The organism is Listeria cornellensis FSL F6-0969 (genome assembly GCF_000525855.1).
GTDB lineage: Bacteria > Bacillota > Bacilli > Lactobacillales > Listeriaceae > Listeria_A > Listeria_A cornellensis.
The window spans coordinates 64,462-82,730 of the sequence record NZ_AODE01000007.1 but is presented as its reverse complement, the minus strand read 5'-3'; the positions used below and the strand labels follow the sequence as shown (position 1 = coordinate 82,730).

At 40.6% G+C, this 18,269-nt stretch carries 13 protein-coding genes and 2 pseudogenes; 4 read left to right on the top strand and 11 right to left on the bottom strand.

Features of this window, described 5'->3' with window-relative positions; all coding sequences use genetic code 11:
* The 3 genes from PCORN_RS17005 to PCORN_RS02850 form a co-directional block, all read right to left on the bottom strand.
* The coding region (locus PCORN_RS17005; protein ID WP_149024225.1) for an immunoglobulin-like domain-containing protein at positions 1–2,366 on the bottom strand (2,366 nt) is incomplete at its 3' end.
* A gap of 195 nt (positions 2,367–2,561) precedes the next feature.
* Positions 2,562–3,698 carry a globin domain-containing protein gene (locus PCORN_RS02855; RefSeq protein WP_036077365.1) on the bottom strand — a complete coding sequence of 379 codons (1,137 nt, stop codon included), beginning with the start codon at positions 3,696–3,698 and terminating at the stop codon, positions 2,562–2,564.
* Between the two features lie 77 nt (positions 3,699–3,775).
* Complete coding sequence (locus tag PCORN_RS02850; protein WP_036077363.1) at positions 3,776–4,528, bottom strand: MurR/RpiR family transcriptional regulator; 753 nt, start codon at positions 4,526–4,528, stop codon at positions 3,776–3,778.
* A gap of 213 nt (positions 4,529–4,741) precedes the next feature.
* Here PCORN_RS02850 and PCORN_RS02845 point away from each other — a divergent pair, with 213 nt between their 5' ends.
* Together PCORN_RS02845 and PCORN_RS02840 are read left to right on the top strand one after the other, a co-directional pair.
* Entirely contained in the window at positions 4,742–6,064 is a 1,323-nt protein-coding gene (locus tag PCORN_RS02845) for a 6-phospho-beta-glucosidase (RefSeq protein WP_036077361.1), read from the top strand.
* A gap of 250 nt (positions 6,065–6,314) precedes the next feature.
* Entirely contained in the window at positions 6,315–6,740 is a 426-nt protein-coding gene (locus PCORN_RS02840; protein WP_036077359.1) for a hypothetical protein, read from the top strand.
* 165 nt (positions 6,741–6,905) lie between these two features.
* On the opposite strand, the gene PCORN_RS02835 is transcribed toward PCORN_RS02840, so the two are convergent.
* From PCORN_RS02835 to PCORN_RS02815, 4 genes are all read right to left on the bottom strand, one after another.
* Positions 6,906–7,805, bottom strand: a complete 900-nt coding sequence (locus PCORN_RS02835; protein ID WP_036077357.1) for a hypothetical protein — start codon at positions 7,803–7,805, stop codon at positions 6,906–6,908.
* A gap of 450 nt (positions 7,806–8,255) precedes the next feature.
* A complete protein-coding gene (locus PCORN_RS02830; RefSeq protein WP_036077355.1) occupies positions 8,256–8,609 on the bottom strand; it encodes a thioredoxin family protein in 354 nt (117 codons plus the stop codon).
* Between the two features lie 597 nt (positions 8,610–9,206).
* Positions 9,207–11,243, bottom strand: a complete 2,037-nt coding sequence (locus PCORN_RS02820) for a phospholipase A2 family protein (RefSeq protein WP_036077351.1) — start codon at positions 11,241–11,243, stop codon at positions 9,207–9,209.
* Positions 11,244–11,296: 53 nt separating this feature from the next.
* On the bottom strand, positions 11,297–11,539 hold the full coding sequence (locus PCORN_RS02815) for a hypothetical protein (RefSeq protein ID WP_036077349.1): 243 nt from the start codon (positions 11,537–11,539) through the stop codon (positions 11,297–11,299).
* A gap of 375 nt (positions 11,540–11,914) precedes the next feature.
* Between PCORN_RS02815 and PCORN_RS02810 the strand changes: the two genes are divergently transcribed.
* Positions 11,915–12,526, top strand: a complete 612-nt coding sequence (locus PCORN_RS02810; protein WP_036077346.1) for an immunoglobulin-like domain-containing protein — start codon at positions 11,915–11,917, stop codon at positions 12,524–12,526.
* Between the two features lie 305 nt (positions 12,527–12,831).
* On the opposite strand, the gene PCORN_RS02805 is transcribed toward PCORN_RS02810, so the two are convergent.
* The 4 genes and pseudogenes from PCORN_RS02805 to celB form a co-directional block, all read right to left on the bottom strand.
* Positions 12,832–13,686 (bottom strand): acyltransferase, encoded by an 855-nt coding sequence (locus PCORN_RS02805; RefSeq protein WP_036077344.1) that lies wholly within the window; start codon positions 13,684–13,686, stop codon positions 12,832–12,834.
* A gap of 159 nt (positions 13,687–13,845) precedes the next feature.
* On the bottom strand, positions 13,846–14,571 hold the full coding sequence (locus PCORN_RS02800; RefSeq protein WP_036077342.1) for a glucosamine-6-phosphate deaminase: 726 nt from the start codon (positions 14,569–14,571) through the stop codon (positions 13,846–13,848).
* 21 nt (positions 14,572–14,592) lie between these two features.
* A pseudogene (locus PCORN_RS02795) lies at positions 14,593–15,910 on the bottom strand (6-phospho-beta-glucosidase).
* Positions 15,907–17,251, bottom strand: a pseudogene (gene celB / locus PCORN_RS02790) (PTS cellobiose transporter subunit IIC). Before celB ends, PCORN_RS02795 begins: the two co-directional pseudogenes overlap by 4 nt.
* A 253-nt stretch (positions 17,252–17,504) precedes the next feature.
* Between celB and PCORN_RS02785 the strand changes: the two are divergent.
* Positions 17,505–18,257 (top strand): MurR/RpiR family transcriptional regulator, encoded by a 753-nt coding sequence (locus PCORN_RS02785; RefSeq protein WP_036077341.1) that lies wholly within the window; start codon positions 17,505–17,507, stop codon positions 18,255–18,257.
* Positions 18,258–18,269: the final 12 nt, after the last annotated feature.

Sequence of the window (18,269 nt, the reverse complement as noted above, 5' to 3'; positions counted from 1 at the left end):
GTTACGGTTGTCGTATTGCCGTCGGAATCTGTCACGGAATACACGACCGCGTATAGCCCTTCGGATTTCATGTTTACAGTCGTAGATACGATTTTGATGCTTGCTGTTAGATCGCCATCTTCGAGGTCACTCGCTGTGATGCCGTCAAGTGGGTTAAACGTGTCGCCTGCTTTCAGGTAAACGTCGCTTGTTGTGATTACAGGGGCATCGTTGGTTAAAATGGTGACTTGGATGGTCTTCGTTGTGGTATTGCCATCGGAATCTGTCACGCTGTATGTCACGTGATAGACACCTGCTTTTTCTGTGTTCACATCGTTGGCTGTTACCGTAATTTTGTTGGTGATATCGCCGTCTTCTGTGTCAGAAGCGGTGACTGCTTTCTTCACGTCGTAGGTGTTGTGGATGCGTTGCACGATGTCAGATGCTTCGATGACTGGTGCGTCGTTACTTGTAACTGTTACAGTGATCGTTTTGGTTGTCGTGTTGCCATCGGAATCCGTCACTGCATACGTGACGTGATATGTGCCTACTTTGCTTGTGTCGACGTTATTCGCGGTGACTTTCACTTGGCTTGTGACGTTGCCATCTTCGGAATCCGTTGCGCTCACGCCTGTTAATGGGTTGAATGCCCCGCCTTTTTTCATTGTTTTATCGGTTGCAGAAATCACAGGCGCATCGTTACTTGTCACGGTTACTGTGATCGTTTTCGTTGTTGTATTGCCTTCGGAGTTGGTCACAGAATACGTCACATGGTACGTTCCAACTTTGCTTGTATTCACGTCGTTGGCGGTTACTTGAATGCTACTTGTTACATTGCCGTCTTCGAGATCACTTGCGGTCACGTCCGTTAACGGGTTAAAAGTAGTGCCTTTTTTGACAGATTTGTCCGTTGCGGAAATCGTTGGTGCGTCTGTACTTGTTACTGTGACTGTAATCGTTTTGGTTGTTGTATTTCCGTCCGAATCAGTGACAGAATACGTCACGTGATACGTGCCAACTTTGCTTGTGTCGACGTTATTCGCGGTTACTTTCACTTGGCTTGTTACGTTGCCATCTTCGGTATCCGTCGCGCTCACGCCATCCAGTGGGTCGAACGTGGAGCCTTTTTTCAGGGAAATATCGCTTGCTGTAATAACTGGTTTTGCGCCGATATAAATTAATTTTGTCGTCGCTTCAGATGTATAATTTACTCCGTTTACTTTTCCTATTGAAATTATTTTTAACTCTGTGCCTTTTGGAGCAGCATCGGCCTTTACAGCAACATCATATGTTAATGTAAATACACTAGATGCATCTAAAAATGGTAATTCTACATTATTGTTTAATAAATCATCTTTAGAAACTGAAAATGCTTGACCGTCATTTCGTGTCAATCGAATATTAGTCATACTATTATCATCAAATTTCTCATCAAGTTGCGTATGAAGTTTCATCATAAAATTGGTAGCATCCAATGTTTTATTGGAAATGGTTGTTTTAACTGAAACAACTTGAGATGCCTCGACCTCAGCGGGTAACTCTGTTTTGATTACTGGAGAAATACCATTGACTTGTAAGTTCGTGATAGTTAATTCTTGTAGATTCTTCTGTGATCCAGTTGAACCAGTGAAGCCGAAAATCACTTCCGTTCCACCAAATGTCGCTTGCAAATCGTCTACAGTATAGCTACCTTCATAGGAAAGATATTTGTATGTCAGTGTTTTTGTGAGTGCATCCCAATCAAAAGAAACTGGATGACTTTGTCCATCTTCTAAATATACATCTTCTGGTAAGATATTAAGAGCATGATGATCAATAACCGATGCACCAGTCGGAACTGTGATTGCAATATGTTCGCGACCAGGCTTGACATTGTGATCCTTTGTACTACTGTTGTAGTAAGTATCGAATTCAACGGCTAAAGCATTTTTAATATAACTACTATTATTTGAATAAACACCTATTCCTTCTCCTTCCCCACCTATTGCAGCTGTACCTAGCGGATCATTTTGCATAACAAAGGCCACACCGTCTGCACCATTTATATCGTTTCCCATATATAAATCTGCTTCCAAATGGAAATCTTTTGTTAAATCTGCCTTATAATCAGGGTTTGACCATAAGCCTCCAGACTGCCGAGGGAGATTTGGCGTAATCGTCACTTTATCTCTGTTAATGGAAGACGATGTTCCTGGCACAACAGAGAAATAGTCGCTTACGTCATAAAAGAAGTCCTCATTTTCTGCTTGTAATCCTTTCAATTTATTTTCAGCTTTATTCGTCGTGTAACTTTGTGTATTCTCTGAAGCCATTGCAATCGTCTGTAATGGCAATCCCGCACATAAAACAAGTGCAGCAGATGCAACCCCTATTTTCTTCATAATCATTTTATTTTTTTCCCCCCTCTAAGTTCAGCGCTTTAATTTTACATGGCACCTTTAGAAATAGCATACCAACTTTTGCGGTTTGAAAAAATACAATTTTTCCTGTATTTGCAACTATTTTATGTATTTTTAGTCACACTTATATTATTGAAATATAAAAGAGATATCTCCACATGCAGAAATATCTCTTTCTAACTATTATTTTACTAAGCTTAATGCCGGTTGAAACGCCTCGAAGTGAATCGCTGACTGCACATGCCCTAATCCTAACAAAATTGTTTCTATCTCGCGCATAAACGGAACAGGTCCACATAAATAAATGGTTACACCAAGTTTCACAAGTTCCTCCAAATCGGCTTTTGTCACATTCTTCCCTGCAAAAAGGTGATATTGTGCGCCCAGTTTTTCTTGAAATTCTTCGGCAAATACGGCGTACTCTTCCGTCCTCACACAATGGATCAACTGCGCTTGGTCGCCTATTTCCAGGCTATCAACCATCGCTGCAATCGGTGTTATACCAATGCCTCCTGCGATAAACACATGGTTATTTGCGGCTTTATCAAGCTCAAAATCTCCGGCCGGAAGAGTAGCAAGAATCGTATCACCAACGTGGTAATTTTCAAAAATATGATTGGAAACTACGCCTGCTGGTTCTTTCTCATTTTCTTGTTTAATCGCAACTTGATAGGATTCGCCATCGAATGCTTTGGTTAAACTATATTGCCGGTTGTGGAATAGCTCTTTTAGTTTGATGCGTAAAGATAGGTATTGGCCTGGTTCATATGCTACGAGTTCTCCGCCATCATTTCTGGCTAAATCTAACGTGAAAACATTCGGCGCCACGTTCTCTTTTTTGATAATCTTAAATTCGATAAAATCACGATTTCGTTCATCGCCGAGTGCGTCGTACATTTCCTGCTCTACTTCAATGAAGATTTCAGCAATAATGCCGTATGCCGCGCCCCAAGCGTCCAAAATTTCTGGCGTTGCTGCGTCACCGAGATATTCCGCGATTCCTTTTAGTAAATACTCGCCTACGATCGGATAATGTTCTGCCTTAATTGTCAAACTCCGGTGTTTATGCGCAATCGTTTTAACTTGTGGTAGCAAAACATCTAACTGCTCGATATTTTCTGCTGCTAAGTATACCGTATTCGCCAAAGCGAGCGGTTGTGTTCCGATTTCTTGGTTTGTGAGGTTGAAATAATTACGTAACTCGGGATGCGCCTCAAACATCTTTTTATAAAAAATCGATGTGATTTCTTTACCGTGTTCTTTTAAAATTGGTGCTGTGGATTTCACGATTTGTTTCTGTTCTTCTGTAATCGTTGTCATTCTTAATCCCCCCTAAAAAATGGTATACAACCTCTATAATACCATACATGATTATGTGAATCTCTCAGGGTTTTCCCTTATTCACCTTCACGATCGAGTTGTGTTCGGATTTCGCGCGCGATGCATTCCACAGTGTAAATCGCTGGCAATTGGGAGGTGATGTCCGCTTCTTGATACATTTCTTTATTTATATAGTAAGCAATATTCGCGTCTGACAATTTTGCCATGGTGGAATTGGCGCTATTCGTGATGGTGATAATTTTGCATTTTTGCATTTTGAGTTGGTGGATGTATTTAATGATATCTTCGTTTTCGCCTGAAACGGAAATCGCAATCATGCATATTTTATCGGATAATTTGCTTGATAAGTGGTAAAACGGGTGATTTAGCGGGTCTTCGATGTGGAGCGCTAATGTGAACAACGAGGAGAAATAAAGCGCGCCATACTCCGCGATAATTCCTGATGAGCCGATGCCAACGAACAAAACTAATTCTGAATCGCGCAAAATTTTCGCAGATGCCGCAATGTTCGCTTTGAATTCTGGCTGGGCTGTCCGTTTCAGGAAATCGATATACGTTGTTTCGTCCGACATGTCCACGTTGATTTTTGTTCGCTCTTGCGCGTACATCTGCAACTTCACTCGAAACTCGGAAAAACCGCTACAATCAAATTTACGGCAAAAACGCAGAATCGTAGTAGTACTAACGTGCGTGCCCTCTGCTAAATCGCGAATTCGCATATAAGTGACGGTGTCCAAATTAGTCGCAATATAATTATAAATAGCCATTTCTGTATCATTTAGTTCAATCGTTTTATCTAAAAAAAGCATTTTCCTGCCTCCGATCTTCTTTGTATGGCTATTTTATCATGATAGCGCTAGATGTGACAAGGTGTTACACAAAAGGAACAAATTCCAACTTCAAAAATCCTTAACAAATGCTCGCGAATTAATAGCTATTTTTTCATTTTCAGCCTATACTATGGAAGAAGAAAGCGTTATACAAAACATAATCAAATCTTAAATATATTGGAGGAAAAAATGATGTCTAAAGGTATTAAAATCGCTACAATCGGCGGTGGCTCAAGTTATACTCCCGAATTAATTGAAGGCTTCATCAAACGTCACAAGGAACTCCCAGTACGTGAACTTTGGCTTGTCGATGTGCCAGCTGGTAAGGAAAAACTCGAAATCGTTGGTAATTTAGCAAAACGGATGGTTGAAAAAGCTGGCGTGGATATGGAAATTCATTTGACAATGGATCGTGAGGAAGCGTTGAAAGATGCGGATTTCGTAACGACACAATTACGCGTGGGACAATTGGATGCGCGTGTGAAAGATGAACGTATTCCGAACTCGCACGGTGTTGTTGGTCAAGAAACGAATGGTCCTGGTGGTATGTTTAAAGCATTCCGGACGGTTCCTGTTATTCTTGATATTTGTAAGGATATGGAGCGTCTTTGTCCGAATGCATGGTTGATTAACTTTGCAAATCCTGCTGGAATGGTGACAGAAGCCGTGTTGCGTTACAGTAATATCAATAAAGTAGTTGGCTTATGTAACGGCCCAATCGGCATTGAGAAAAATATTGCGGACATTTTAGGTGTGGATCATACGGAGATTTATGTTGAGTTTGTCGGTTTGAATCACATGGTTTTCGCGAAAACAGTTTATAAAGATGGCGAAGATGTAACGGCTGAGGTTGTGACTAAAATGACCGAGGGCGAATCTGGCTCCACATTGAAAAATATCAATGCGACTGGTTGGGACGCAACATTCTTACGTACTTTAAACATGATTCCAATCGATTACTTGCGCTATTATTGGCAAACGCGTACGCAGCTGGAAGATCAACAAGCGGCGTATGAAAAACACGGGACACGTGCAGAAGTCGTAAAACGCGTCGAAGCGGAACTTTTCGAGTTGTATAAAGATGTGAATTTGACAGATAAGCCAAAACAATTGGAGCAACGCGGTGGTGCTTACTACAGTGAGGCGGCGTGTAACTTGATTAACTCGATTTATAATGACAAACGGGATATTCAAATCGTTAATACGCGTAACAACGGCGCGATTCTGGATATTGATCCCGAGTCCGCGATTGAAACGAACTGCGTGATTACGCGTCAAGGTCCGATTCCACTCGCAAGCGGTCACCTTCCTGTGGCGATTAATGGGATTATCCAGCAGATTAAGACAGTGGAACGTTTGACAGTTGACGCAGCGGTAACTGGAGATTACGATAAAGCTTTGTTAGCTTTGACTGTGAACCCTCTCGTACCAAGCGATACGGATGCTCGTGTGTTACTTGATGAATTACTTGAGGCGCATAAAGAACATTTACCACTATTCTTCAATAATAAATAAGTTGATTCTAGGCGAGGCGTTTTCTACAAACACCTCGCCTGTTTTTTCGCGAAAATGAAATCCGAACAAAATTAACGTTCACTTGCCTCCACATAAAATGTAAAATAATACGCTCAAACATATCATGATTTTATAGAAAAACCATATAATTTTGACAATTCCGTGAACACTTGCAAATACCCTATCTTTTTACGAACTGGAGCAGTATACTATATTGGAATGACATTATTTAGAAAACGGGGGTTCTCATATGGTACAAACCATTTTGAAGCATGTCGAAGAAAATATAGACAATATCGTTCGCTATTGGGTCGCCACTTATTATACGAAAACCGATGAGTATGAACAACGAAAAGAATATGATGGTTTTCTCAGCACTCGAACACAGGAAGTCACGCAACTCTTTCACACAACCTACCAGCAGTTGAAACAAAACTATTTAAATACTTCTCTTTTTCAAAATGTCGGCGAAGACTGTAAAGATATCGGAACACCATTAGTAGAAACAGTAGGTAACTTGCACCTTGTTTTTACTTCCACACTGGAGTATCTTTCTCAACAACTTCAACAAAATACATTCACGTGTTCTAACACCGCACTATGCCAGTACACCTTACTTTTACGGAAAGTAGAGATTCAAGTCGAGCAAGATTTAATTCTTGGATACATGAAATAATGGTCTATTTTAACGTCTAGTTTCCTCTATCTTACAGACTTGGCTTTATAGACCAACTTTTAGACATCAAATGAAACCAGTAAGTTTCTATTTACTGGTCTCATTTGACATGCCTATATATCTTAAATTCTAGACATTTGATAGCATGAAGAAAACAAACCTTATTTAATCAAAGTCTCGGACTTTTATTTTATGGTACGCTCCTCGAACTAGCTCGTCGTTTCCAATTGGGCCATAATCCATACTAATTTCAACAGCACCCTTACGTTTCACTGTACCAAAATAGCTTAAATTATCTAGGAATACATTATCTTCTATCAAGTTTCTCTGCAAAAGGACTAATATCTTTTGGACTTCTTTAATTTTTTCATTACAGTCATAAAATGATATCTTTTTCTCTACCTCAACTTTATGAACAATCTCATTTCTTATTTCTGATAAATCCTGAATAATTTTCTTATTTGGCACTTCTATTTCAAAATATTCTTTCATAAGTTTTCCATAAAGTTTATGCAACGGGGGCGAGCTAACTTCATAAAATAACGCCCTCAACATAGGTTCCTTTGTTATGAAAAACTCCTTCACTCCTAATTCTGCCGCAGTGCTTAGTAATAAATATTTGCTTTCTAAGTCTGTATTATTTTTAGCTAACCTTAAAAATTTAAATGCTTTCAACGGTTGCCAATCCTCATTCATCACTTTATTAATATGGTTTGTATTTTCAGAACATATAGCTATATAACTTTCAATTATACCTGTTGGGTCCGAAAAATATTCTGGTATCGTACAATGAGCAACACTATCTTGATAGTCAAACACAACTTCAAACACTGTCATATCAAACATTTTTTCACTATGATTTAGAATAAACTGTAATTTATCTGTATGTTTATTATAATATTCTACTACTATTCTTTGAGCATCTTTTAAAGACTTTTCGTCGTCTTCCCCCAAGTTACTCCAAAATGATTCTGCAAATTCTGGATAATCTTCCTCTGATTTAAGGTTCCTCCATTCTTCTTGTATAGAAACTAATTTTTCTTTCAACTCATCTGATATTCTCACTTTTATCTCAAACGTAACTTGATTATCTTCTGTGTAAAATTAATTTGTGCATGATCATCTGTTTCAAAATCGATTGCATACATTCTCTCTCTTTCTTCTGAAAAAATTTTTCCACATTTCCCAACTAGTCTCATTACGACCGTTTCCATCTCATTCACCTCATGTATTAATTTACTAACAAAATCAAGAAATCACAGTTGATGCTATAAAACCTTGGAGCTTCATCTCCTTTGATATTAATGTGAACTCCTATATATTGTCTATGTCAAATAGTGTATCACATGAGCAACATGTTTCAAAATTCATTTCCGGATATTTTGGGACGCGATTTCGATTCTTTTATAGAAGAAAGAGCTGATACGTAAGGAAAATCCTTAGATTCCCAAATGTACCAACTCTTTCTTTTGCAATTACTTCATAAATTTTATTATATCTTGTTCAGTTCTGGCATCAATTAAAGCCGATATTACTTTTCCGTTTTTTTACTTTCGCAAGGTACGGTATTCTTTCTACACCATATTCATCCAATACTTTATCAAAATCTTCATCTTCTCTGTGCTCATCTGTATTGTAATAGAGTACCTTTATTTCCTTTTCTTTTACTACGCTATCAAGCTTTGGATGGAATTTTTGACAATATGGACATGTTGGTCTTCCGAAGTATACATATGTCGCTTCTTGTTTCTCCTCTTTTAATAATGACGTTATTTCATCCGATTTTTTTATTTCTACAATTCCTGCATCACTGCACCCTGCTAATACAACCATTAATATGACTGTTATTACAATTATTAAATTCTTCAATTTAAACTCCCTTTTCTATATGTCTAATTATTTTTATAGAAGTACAAAATGGCGCAAGTCAATAATCAAAAATATTACCTTTGCTGTTGTATAAATAAAGCTAATTGCACAACCTATATCAATCCATTTTTTTGTACTCTGTTTGTTTTTTCTATTCGAAATAAATACATAGGCAGCTAAAATAACTCCTAATGGAATAATCACTGATAATATCAATAAAATGATTCTCCATGTTATTGTTTTGTCCATAGCTTAAAAATCACCATTCCGTTTCTATAATGATCCCATCCATTCCCAAGTGTACATGCCATACATGAATATCGGAATACTTAAGAACATTATTATATTAGCCACAATTAGTACCTTGGACTTGACTGCCATTGCAAAGCCAAAACCAAGCGCAGATAATGGTACGCTTGTAATAAATAACAATGGTAATAATGATGTTGGTGATACCCAGTCTTGAAAAGCGGTACTTGGTAAATAGGAACATATACTTAGGAAAACACAGCTAGCTGACATTATTTTCAATGTCTTTTCACTTCTTTTATTCATAATTATGCCCAAGGTTTACATGGAGCATGCTTGAAATAGGTTTTAACTGCATACGCCGCCAACCTTTCCTTCCATTTCATTTTTTTTTGCGTACTGATCAATTCTTTTAATTAACGTCTTATCGCACGAACATGCAAAGTATCCTCTATCAGCGTAGCACAAATCATGTGATTTACAAATTGAATCTAAGTAATCTATCGGTCTGCCACCACCATGTTTTGGTCCACACCAATTCCCATATACTTTCCAACCTCTCGCTTGTACTCCTCCATCAGCACCAGCTTGCTGGCTTTGACTAAATTGATTAAGCTCATCAGCTACTTCTGCTGTTATTTCTGATGCCCCACTGTCAGCCAATTTTTGGCTATCCACCATTACATTACCGTCCTCACCAGATATCAAATATGGTTCTAACTCTTTTTCTACCTGTTCATACTCAGCTTGAATTTCTGGATCGATCGTCTCATCTGCTGGTTCAATACTCATTGTTTCATTTTGACTAAACGCTATTGTTTTACCTTCATTATCATACGCAGTGACTCTACTAAAATATGCATTGTTCCCTGCATAGTTATTACTATTTAATGCATAAACCTCACTTGGGGCAAGAGACAAATCTTTTCCAGTGTTATCCATGTGAAGAATGCCTTTTCCCTCTGCAATTTCAGCTTTCGTTGGCCAGATGAACTGATTTTCTGAATGCCATTCAGTGTTTTTCTTCACATCATATGCAATATAGTTTAATCCATTGAAAATCCAAAATTTATACCCAGCAGCTAGAACCATTTCATCCCAATAAACATCTATTAGTCCGTCCTCTTGATTAATACCTGCCGCTGAAATAGTTAGATTTGACATGCTATCGAAAGGCATGGTCGTTGTTCCAGCATCAGAAACCGGACTTTCACTATTTTCAAATACCGCAACTACACGAGTATAATAGAATAGACGGTCACTGTAGTTCACACTGGGGTTCGCCTTGTTCGCTGCTGTATATGTTCTCATAGGGTCCATTGGTACTTCACTACCTGTGCCATCTACATGCAATTGATAACGTCCATTTGCAATTTCTTGGTCAGATGCCCATAATTTCTTCCCTTTGGTACTCCAGTTCGTTGTTTTACCTACGTTTACGTATTGGTAGTTAAACCCGTTGAACAGCCCAACTTTATAGGAAATGGCATCCGCAACTGGTTGCCAACTGACATCCAAATACCCTTTACTTGCATCCTCTTCTGAACGATAACTCGTTACCGTCGGTTTTGCCATTTGCTCGATTGGCATCGTCGCATCCGTGATATCCGATGTTGGACCGTCTCCCCATGGGTAAACAGCTAGAATACGCACGATGTATTTCTTCTGGTTACGTAAGCCAAACGTACTTCCTGCTTGGTAGCCGTTTTCATATAATGCACGTGGATCACTCGCAAATTCTACACCTTTGCCATCTTGGTGGAACTTGTATTGTTTATTCGCTATTTCCGCTTGTGTTGGGAATATATTCTTTCCTTTGGTTGACCAATTAGTCACATTCCCTGTATTAAAATATTCGTAGTTGTAGCCATTCCCGATGACTACTTTATAATCAATAGCACCTGGCACTGCTTGCCAAGTAATATCCATATGCCCCGTTCCCGTTCCTGCACCACTCGATGTCGTTTTGATGGTCGATTTCTCTGGTTTCGCTGGTAACGTTTCTGGTGGCATCACGGCTTCTGTAATATCCGATGTTGGCCCATCGCCACTCGTATACGTCGCTAAAACGCGCACAATATATTTCTTTTGACAGCGCAATGTCCACGTCGTCCCTGCTTTGAAGGTATTCTCGTATAGCTGCGTCGGATCATTCGCAAATTCGGTTCCTTTTCCATCGGTATGGAAGCGATACAATCCCTTGTCTAACTCTGCTTTGGTAGGAAAAATACCTTTGCCTTTCGTCGTCCAGGATGTCACATTTCCTACCGTAAAATACTCGTAGTTATAGCCGTTTCCAATAATCACTTTATAACCCGTTGCGCCTGGCATCGCTTTCCATGACAAGTTCATCGCACCTGTCCCTGTTCCAACACCATTCGACACGGTTTTAATCGTTGCATTTTCTGGTTTCTCTGGCGCAACGCTTCTCGTTCTTCTTACGGTATCATAGTAAGGATCTTTCCAATCCCATCTTCCTTCACGGAAGGTACTTCTGTCTCTTCCACCGCTGTCACTTGTGCATCTTGTTGTTCCTCATTTTCAGTTGGTTCCTCGACAACTTCTGTTGTTTCTGTTGGTGGTACGCCTTGTTCCGCATGCGGTTCATATGCTGGAATCGTAGACACGATCATCGCAATGGCGATCATGACTAATAGTACTCGTGATAGTCCCTTTTTCATCTTGTTAATCCCCTTTTCTGTTTGTAATTGTGCTCCTTGCTACTAGCAATACAGCTCAACTAAAATGTAGCATATTATACATGGGGAAGCAATATCTTTTTTCTTATATATGTAAATATGGGAGAACCATTGTCGCGCATTTCTCCCATTAATCCACTAGAAAACCTTGCTAATATTGGGTTCATCTAAAACTTTCGACTCCTAGTTATGACACTTCAAAAAACATGGAAACGCCACACATTAAAAATAGTGCCCAAACTTATTTTTATGTCGAAACGTACACAATATCGTCATATTTTTGTTCATTTTTTAACACTATTTAATGCCATTTTACTGTATAATAAGTGTATAAGATAACTTAGGAGTGAACACACAATGTATAAAAAAATGACCACAACTGCCCTCGTTACATCCGCTCTAATGCTTGTCCTTCCTGCAAGTCTTGCCCACCATTCGGCAAAAGCGAAAACCATTCCGCATAAGAATAAACTTGCGATTTCTGGCAGTGATCGTATTAAAGGTATTTCTTTGCATGCGCACCGGTATTTCATTGAGAAGCATAGCGATTTTGATCCAATGATGCCACCGATTTCTTTAACTGCGTATGATGATGACAATCATATGGATTTAACAAATTCCATTTTCGTGACTGAAAATGATGTGGATACACGTAAAGTTGGGACGTATCATGTAACGTATCGCGCCATTGCTGGTGATGGTCGTTGGAAAGAGCGTCGCGTGGAAGTGAATGTCGTTGCGAGACCGATTATCGAAGTGGAAGATGCCACCATTACTCGTGGAAAATTTTTCGATTATTGGACGAATGTATCTGCGTTTGATGAACTTGCTGGTGATATTCGAATTTTCTTACACGTGAAAAGTAGTGATTTAAATTCGGATGTTCCTGGCAAATATTTCGTAACGTATACGGCTTCGAATTTTTACGGGTTTACGACGGAAAAAACAATTTATGTAACGGTGAAATAGCAAAGAGTTTGAGTGCGCGTCCTAATTAGGAACGATACTCAAACTCTTTTTATTATATTTTTTCTATTGGGGAGTTCGTCATTTTATAGTCTAGTGTCCCCGGTTGTTGCTTTTTTACGAACAGTGATTTTAACGCGCTGAATAGTAGGCTAATGATGTAGGATAGGATGAAAATGATAATGCTCATGAGCGGAATGGCCCACGATAGGTGATTTTCTATTGGCATTATTTCTGCGAAGAATCGTGTGACGTAGCGCAGTACGATGAGATGTACGAAATAGATGAAGAAGATGTGTGGTGTGATGCTACGCGATATTTTTTTGTAAGCCTTGATTCTGGATTTGGATTTTTGTGAACAGCATGAAGAGTGAAATAGCTCCGATAACAACGAAAATGGATAGGTAGTCATAGAAGTAGAGTGGTTTAAAGCTGATTTCTTTGATATTACCGATCGCCCAATTGGTGAAAATATAAATCGCTGCTGTGCTAAGTGCGAAGGTTACGAACCAGATTATTTTTTTAAATCGGGATAGGATGGTTTTTGGTAAGCTGTAGCCAAGGATGAAATAGCCAAGGTAGAGTACGCAACTGAATACATTAGCGATAACCATGTCGGTTCCTCGGAATGCGAAAAAGGCTTCGAATAGTCCAATCGCTAGGAACAATAGGCCGAGAATGAAGAAAGCTACTTCGCCGATTTGTTTTCGGATAAAGATGAGTAGTGGCGCTAGAATTTGCAAACCAATAAACATTGGCATGAACCAGAGATGTCGGCCTAGATTGTTTAGGAATAGGTTGTCGAATGACCCCCATAATCCGCCGTCTTTTACGAATTGGATAAAGCCGTTCCAGCCGCCTGCATTTAGAAATTCAAATACTTCGTAGAGCACCATCCAAACGAGTGTTGGAATGATTAGACCTAATGTTAGTTTTTTGAAGTAGGTTTTTAGATTTTTGCTCTTGCGCAACGTAAAGTAGCCACTTAATAGTACGAATAGTGGCACAGCGGTGCGCGATATCGAATCGTAAAAATTGGCGATAGCAAAGTTTGTGTTCATTTTAGCGGCGTTTCCAAGTAGATATGTGGCTGATACGTGGATGATTATTACCATTAAAATCGATAAGCATCTTAACAAATCCAGATTGTCTTTTCTCTCCATTTCGATCTTTTCTCCCTTTTCGCAGTTCTGTATTTGATAATGATATATGTAAAATTTTTTGCATGTGATTTCTACCTTTAGAATACTACATATTAGGAAAATACTCAATTTTTACATAAAAAACTTGCGTTCGTTTATTTCAACGCAAGTTTTTTCACATTATACAAGGGCTAGTTTATCGATAAATATGTGAGCATTGTCGTGTTTTCTGAGTACTGTTACTGGCCATTCATCTGTCACTTTTTCTCCTAGTAAATGAGAGATTGCGGTTTGTTTTTTCTCACCGTTTGCAACTAGGATGGCTGTTTTTGCTTCGAGGATGTGCTTTATGCCCAGCGTGATGCCTTTTGTGCGGTCGACTTCTTTTGTGAAGTATTTTTGTCCGACGTTTTGTGTGGTGCTGTCAAGGTCGATGATGTGGGCGTGGTTTTCGAAGCTGACGCCTGGTTCGTTGAAGCCGAGATGACCGTTGACCCCTACGCCGAGTAGGATGAGTTCGAGTCCGTCGCGCTTTTTGATAAACAGGTCTGCTGCGCGGCATTCGCCTTCGAGTTCTGTGGACTTGGCGTGGAAGTAGTGGTAATGTGATGAATCGATTTCAGCTGGGCCAAATAGTTCGGTTTTGAGGTAGTTCAGGCAGCTTCCTTCGTCGTCTCCGTCTAAGCCTACCCATTCGTCAAGCTCTACAAAATAAGCTTTTTGCAAGTCGATTTCACCAGATTTGTGGGCGGCAACGAGTCGGCGTAATGTGCCAACTGGCGTGTCCCCTCCGGCAAAACAGTATAGGCTTTCTGGTGCTTGTTTGAATGTTTCGATGACAAGCTCTGTTGCTGCGTCACTCATCGTTTCATAATCTGGTAGTACTTTCAAATTTAATGCGTTCATCTTGGTTCCATCTTCCTCTCTTTATTTATTGAATTGTGGTAAATACGCTTGGTGTGCCTCGAGTAACTCATCTAAAAGTTGGTGTGCAATCTCATCACTTGGCACGAGTGGGTTGATGGTCATCGCGAGTAATGCTGTGTTGTAATCGCCTGTCACCGCGGCTTCTGCAGCTAGACGCTCGAACGACTTAATGGACTGGACGAGGCCGTTTACTGCGATTGGAAGTGGACCGGTTGTTAGTGGAATTGGGCCTTGACGGGTAATCACACAGTTTACTTCGACGGCGGAATCCGGGTCAATCCCAGTAATAGCACCATTGTTGCGTGTGTTCACGGTTTGGATGTCTCGCTTATCATTATAAATGGAATGGATTAAATTGCAAGCGGCTTCACTGTAATAGGCTCCTCCGCGTTGTTCGAGTTGCTTCGGTTTTTCGGCCAGATCGAGATTTTTATATAGCTCGAAAAGTTCAGTCTCGACGCGTTTCACGACTTCTGCTCGGGTTCCTTCTTTGGCAACGGCGGCTTTTTGTTCGGCGAGCATGATGGAAGTTTGGTAGTAATAGCGTAAATAGCCGATTGGGACCATGCCGAGCGTATTTAAAAATAGCGGGTCCCAGCCGACGTCTGCGATATTTTTTAGGGAGATGCCGTCTTCGTTTTTTTGTCATTTTTTCCATAACGGTGGGTGTGACGTTTTGGCCGTCGAGATAGATGTTTTTAGCGAAGACCATGTGGTTGAGGCCTGCGAATTCGACGTAGATGCGTGATGTGTCGACGCCGAGTTCTTTCGCGATGCCTTTTTCGATGCCGATTGGACCGTTGCATAATCCGACGACTTTCGTGATATTGCTGTAGCGCAACACGGCTTCGGTGACCATTCCTGCTGGATTTGTAAAATTGACAAGCCAGGCGTCTGGGCATAGGCGCTCGATGTCACGGCAAATGTCGAGGATAACTGGAATCGTCCGCAATCCTTTGAAAAGTCCGCCGGGGCCGTTTGTTTCTTGTCCGATAACATCGTATTTTAGTGGAATACTTTCGTCTAGCATCCGGGCTTCGAGACGCCCAACGCGAAATTGTGTCGTTACAAAATCGGCGTCTTTTAGAGCTCTTTCGCGATCCATAGTGAGGTGAATCTGAATTGGGACGCCAGCTTTTTCGACCATTCGTTTTGCCAATGCGCCTACGATTTCTAGTTTTTCACGGCCTTCTTCGACATCAACGAGCCATAATTCGCTGATTGGTAATTCGTCGTAGCGGCTGATGAAGCCTTCGATTAGTTCGGGTGTGTAGCTTGAACCACCACCAATTGTCGCGATTTTCAATGATTTTTTCATGCTTTAGGACTCCTAACTTTTTCATTAGTTAAGGCTTGTTCTTCTTTATATTTCTGCGCATCCCAGACTTTGAAAAACGGCCAGTAGATGAGCATAGCAACGAGGATATTGATGATTTGCATGATGGAGCCGGAGATTTTGCCGCCGGTTGCTAGGAAGCCACTGATGATTGGCGGTGTGGTCCACGGAAGCGCGATGCCGGCTGGTTTTGCGACAAGGCCGGATTCCATGCCGAAATAGGTCATGATCACGAGAAGTACTGGTGTAAGCACGAATGGAATGATGAAATAGGGATTCAAAACGATTGGAACACCGAAAACGATTGGTTCGCTGATGTTAAATACGCTCGCTGGTCCGGAAATTTTGGCGAGCTGCTTCATTTGCTTACTTTTCGCGCGCCAGAATAGTAGGATAACGAGGCCTAGCAAAGCGCCTGTTCCGCCGGGCACAATCCAAAGTTCGTAAAATTGTTGCGTAACGATGTTCGGTAATTCTTTGCCGGCTTGGAATGCAGCACGGTTTTCGTCCATATTGGCGAGCCAAACGGGATTTGTGAAGGCGCCGATGATGGCGTCACCGTGTAAACCAATGCTCCAAAGTAGCGCAATGATGATAACGGTTACAATCATGCCTGGTAATGTGCTACCGATGTAATGCATGGGGATTCCGATGACTGTCGAAATGATTTCATTGATGCTTGAAAATGGCGTTAATTCAATGAGTAGGCGTAATATCCAGACCGTGGTAATCGTGATAAATCCTGGAATCAGGGCAATAAACGATTTTCCGACGGCTTCTGGTACGCCATCTGGCATTTTGATAACCCAGTTTTTCTCGAAAATAACGCGGAAAATCTCTGTGGCACCGAGGGCTATAACGATTGCGACGAACAGACCTTGACTCCCGGTAAGAATCGTTGGGATGACACCGCCAACATCGTATGCCGTTTTGCTACCTTCTGGTGTGAAGGACGTGATTTGCGGAATCGTTAGGATAAAACTAACAAGCGCAACCGCTCCGCTCATCAATGGATCTGCTGTTTTATATTTCTCGGCAAGCCGGTAAGCGACGCCAAAACAGGCTAAAATCGCCATAATATTGTAGGAAGCTTCGACGGGATAACCGAGCTTGACCTGCCACTCGGAACCAAAAATATTCGCCATAAAGTCTTCGTAACCTGGAATCGGCAAATATTGAATAATCATAAAAACAGAACCAATAATTAAAAAAGGGCATGGCTAACATGATACCGTCACGAACCGATGCTAAATGCCGTTGCGCCGATAATTTCGCTGCGACTGGCGCCAAACGATTTTCTAAAAATGCGTAAAACTTATTCATTGTCTTTTCTCCTCACCTTTTTAAATTATAAAGACTATAACTCACTTCGTTTACTTCAAAAAATCACAAAAAAAGATAGCGCTTTCTTGTTTTCATTATAGTATGCGCCAATTCGAATTGATATAGCGCGCCACCATTTAGAAAAGCGTTTGCAAAGATGAAATTTGTGTCGTGAAAGTAACAGGTTGTAACGTAAGATGTTATATGCTAGACTTTTGATTGTAGGCTAATTCATATAGGAGGTCGAAACGTTGTGCTATTTTTGGATAAAACGCCTGAATTGAGCGATGTGGACATGATGATTTACAAGTATGTCACTGCCAATTTAGACAAAGTGAGTTTGATGCGGATTCGCGATTTAGCGGATGCAACACATGTTAGTACAGCGACGATTTTACGATTTTGCCGTAAGTTTGAATGCAGTGGTTTTTCGGAGTTTCGGGTGCGTTTACGGATGTATGCGGAACAATCGAGTGCTACGCAGGTGGACTTGGCGGATGAAACAACATATATTGATTTTTTGAAGCGAACATCACAGGCGGAATTTAAGTCGCGAATTGCGCAAGCCGCTGAATTATTGAAAGATGCGGAGCTGGTCTTATTTGTGGGTGTCGGTTCGTCTGGCATTGTCGCAGAATATGGCGCGCTGTATTTTTCCTCGTTATTTACGCTCGCTCTGCACATTGAAGACCCGCTGAATCACCCGTTCAATCACCTTTCTAAAGGGCTTTCTGGGAAACTGTGCATCATCGCGGTCTCGGTCTCCGGCGAAACGAGTGAAGTCATTAAATATATTCAACATATCAACGCCCACCAATGCAAAATTCTCTCCATCACAAATAGTGAGAAGTCAACGATCGCACGACTTTCCGACGTTAACATTCCGTACTATATTCATCGCGAAACGTATCAAGGCGCCGATATTACATCCCAACTTCCGGCGCTTTACACGGTAGAATGTATCGCACGGGAAATCAGGCGTAAACTGGATAGTGAAGCGAAATAACATGAAAAAGAA